This window comes from Vibrio sp. 10N.261.52.A1 (assembly GCF_002876325.1).
Lineage (GTDB): Bacteria > Pseudomonadota > Gammaproteobacteria > Enterobacterales > Vibrionaceae > Vibrio > Vibrio chagasii.
In genome coordinates this window covers 1-3215 of the sequence record NZ_MCYD01001373.1, presented here as the reverse complement: position 1 = coordinate 3215, position 3215 = coordinate 1, and the positions used below count along the sequence as shown (strand labels likewise).

3 protein-coding genes are annotated in these 3215 nt (G+C 44.5%); 2 read left to right on the top strand and 1 reads right to left on the bottom strand.

Annotated features, from left to right (window positions below):
* Positions 1-195 precede the first annotated feature (195 nt).
* Complete coding sequence (gene orn / locus BCT81_RS28000) at positions 196-741, bottom strand: oligoribonuclease (protein WP_102426558.1); 546 nt, start codon at positions 739-741, stop codon at positions 196-198.
* A 149-nt stretch (positions 742-890) separates the two neighbouring features.
* Between orn and rsgA the strand changes: the two genes are divergently transcribed.
* Positions 891-1946, top strand: coding sequence for a small ribosomal subunit biogenesis GTPase RsgA (gene rsgA, locus BCT81_RS27995; protein ID WP_102426557.1), 1056 nt, complete (start codon positions 891-893; stop codon positions 1944-1946).
* Positions 1947-2071: 125 nt separating this feature from the next.
* Positions 2072-2983 carry an archaetidylserine decarboxylase gene (gene asd / locus BCT81_RS27990; RefSeq protein ID WP_102426556.1) on the top strand — a complete coding sequence of 304 codons (912 nt, stop codon included), beginning with the start codon at positions 2072-2074 and terminating at the stop codon, positions 2981-2983.
* The last annotated feature ends 232 nt before the right edge of the window (positions 2984-3215 follow it).

Genomic DNA, 3215 nt, shown 5'->3' with positions numbered 1-3215 from the left:
CTGAGCTAGTGTCGCATTCTGAAAACGTCTTTCGCCGTTCAGGGCTGCGAATTATAAGAGCATTTTTTTGTGATGCAAGTCCTTAATGCAAAATTACGAAACTTTTTATTCAACTGCTGTAAAAGCACACAGATTTGCAAAAAAATTAGCTCTTATGTCCCTGAAAAGTTAGACAAACGTGATCAGTTTATCTGGCTAGATGTTAATAATTGTTTTTCGGTAGTACTGCAGCTCGGCAATTGACTCGCGAATATCGTCTAATGCTAAGTGGCTTCCTGACTTAGCAAAACCATCTAATACTTCAGGTTTCCAACGACGAGCTAGCTCTTTAAGCGTACTGACATCTACATAGCGGTAGTGGAAGTACTCTTCTAATTCAGGCATGTGCTTGTATAAGAAACGGCGGTCTTGGCCAATGCTGTTACCACAAATCGGCGATTTACCTTTTGGTACCCACTTTTCAAGAAACGCGATCGTCTGTTCGATAGCGTCTTGCTCAGTGATGGTGCTTTCTTGAATTCGCTTCACCAGGCCACTGCCAGTGTGCGTCGTTGTGCACCATTCGTCCATCTTGTCTAATTCACTCTGAGGCTGGTGAATAGCCAAAACAGGTCCTTCAGCAAGGATGTTAAGCTCACTATCAGTCACGATAGTCGCAATTTCAATGATTTTATGAGTTTCAGGATCCAGTCCCGTCATCTCTAGATCTACCCAAATTAGGTTCTGATCGCTAAAGGACATAAGGCGTCGCCTATTTGTTTATGTTTAAAAGAGGTACTATACCCAAATAACTATACTCAAACTAGCTTTAGGGTCATCGAAATCAAATGGCACCAGCAACAGTAGTTTGAGTTCCCAATCATCAAGTTAGATGTGTTAAGTGAAAAATTGTGGCTAAGAAAAAGAAGTTAACTAAAGGTCAGGTGCGTCGCGTACGTAGCAACCAGAACAAGCGACTCAAGAAAGAAGACTCAATCCAATGGGATGAGAACATGCTTGGTAGCACCAAAAGCGGACTCGTGATTACGCGCTTTGGTCAACATGCTGATATCGAAGATCTTGAAACAAACGAAGTTCATCGTTGTAACTTACGCCGTAGTATCGAGACTTTAGTTTCTGGTGACCGAGTGACTTGGCGTGCAGGCCTAGAATCGATGGCTGGTATTTCAGGCGTTGTGGAAGCCGTTGAGCCAAGAACCTCAATGCTGACTCGCCCAGATTACTACGACGGCCTAAAACCTGTTGCGGCTAACGTAGACCAGATGGTTATCGTATCTGCTGTACTTCCAGAGCTATCGCTTAATATTATCGACCGTTACTTAATTGCTTCAGAAACAGTAAAAATCGCACCGCTTGTTGTACTCAACAAGGTCGACCTACTGACTGAAGAGCAAATTGCTGAGTACCAAGAAACCCTGAAAATTTACGAACAGATCGGCTACAAGGTGATGTTCGTGAGTAAAGAGTCTGGCTACGGCATTAAAGAGCTAGAAGCTGAACTTAAAGGCCGCATCAATATCTTTGTTGGCCAATCTGGTGTAGGTAAGTCCAGCCTAGTGAATGCGCTAATGCCGACACTCGACATCGAAGAAGGTGAAGTTTCTGAAAACTCAGGCCTTGGTCAGCACACCACTACAGCAGCTCGCTTGTACCACTTCCCTTCAGGTGGTGACCTAATCGATTCACCTGGAGTTCGTGAGTTTGGTCTATGGCACTTAGAAGCCGATGAAATCACCGAAGCTTTCGTTGAGTTCAAGCCTTACCTTGGCGGCTGTAAGTTCCGCGATTGTAAGCACAATGATGATCCAGGCTGCATCCTGCGTGAAGCCGTTGAGGATGGGAAGATCAGTCGACTGCGCTTCGACAACTACCACCGCATCATTGAGAGCATGGTCAACAACAAAGACAACCGTCAGTATTCACGAAACAAAAAAGCAGATCTTTAATCGCGTTTTTGTGAACAAATATGTGCAGTTACTGACAATTGGCGCGAATTTAAGTAACATCTCGCGCCCTAAAGCGTCATCGACAGATTGAATTGAAAAACACATAGCATTGGAAAATTAATACAATGGATAAGATTAAAGTTGGATTGCAGTACTGGATTCCACAACATGGACTAACTCGTCTAGTCGGCAAACTGGCGTCTGCTAAAGCGGGCGGCTTAACGACAGCGATCATCAATTGGTTCATCAAACAATACAAAGTGAACATGGATGAAGCGCTACATAGCGACCCAAAACACTTTAAAACATTCAATGAATTCTTCGTACGTGAATTGAAAGACGGCATGCGCCCTATCGCTGAAGGCGACTCTGTTATCGTTCACCCAGCAGACGCTCGCGTAAGCCAATTTGGCCCAATTACTGACGGTCAACTGATTCAAGCGAAGGGCCACGACTACTCTGCACGTGAGCTGCTAGGTGGTGATGCCGGTCTTGCTGAAGAGTTTAAAGACGGTGAATTCGCAACGCTTTACCTATCTCCAAGTGATTACCACCGCGTACACATGCCATGTGACGGTACGCTGCGTCAGATGATCTACGTTCCAGGTGACCTTTTCTCTGTTAACCCATTAACAGCTGAGAATGTTCCAAACCTATTCGCACGTAACGAGCGCGTAGTGTGTATCTTCGATACGGAATTTGGCCCAATGGCACAAGTATTAGTTGGTGCAACTATCGTAGGTAGCATCGAGCAAGTATGGGCTGGCACGATTACTCCACCACGCGGTAACTCTGTGTACAAATGGGATTACCCAGCACAAGGCGATAAAGCAATCATCTTGAAGAAAGGCGAAGAAATGGGTCGCTTTAAGCTTGGTTCAACGGTTATCAACCTATTTGCGAAAGATGCCATCAAGTTTGACGACACGATGCAAAATGGCGAGAAAACGGTTCTTGGTACGCCTTACGCACACATCGCTGGTAAAGACGTTGAGACTGAAGCTGTTGATTCAGTAGAGAACACAGACCAAGCGTAATAATTTGAGCGAACTCATGTAGCTTCCAAGGCGCGTTATTTGAATCAATAACGCGCCTTTTTATTATCCAGCTCTCTAACCTTCCAATCCCCCTAAGCCCTGACCTAAAAGAGCAATGCATAAATCAGCGCTATAAAAGATTGACCAAAAACAAAACAGTTGCCGAAACCTTAAACAACTTTTTGATTTTCCAACCCGTCTCCAAGTACCAAAAAACCAGATAACTTACTCT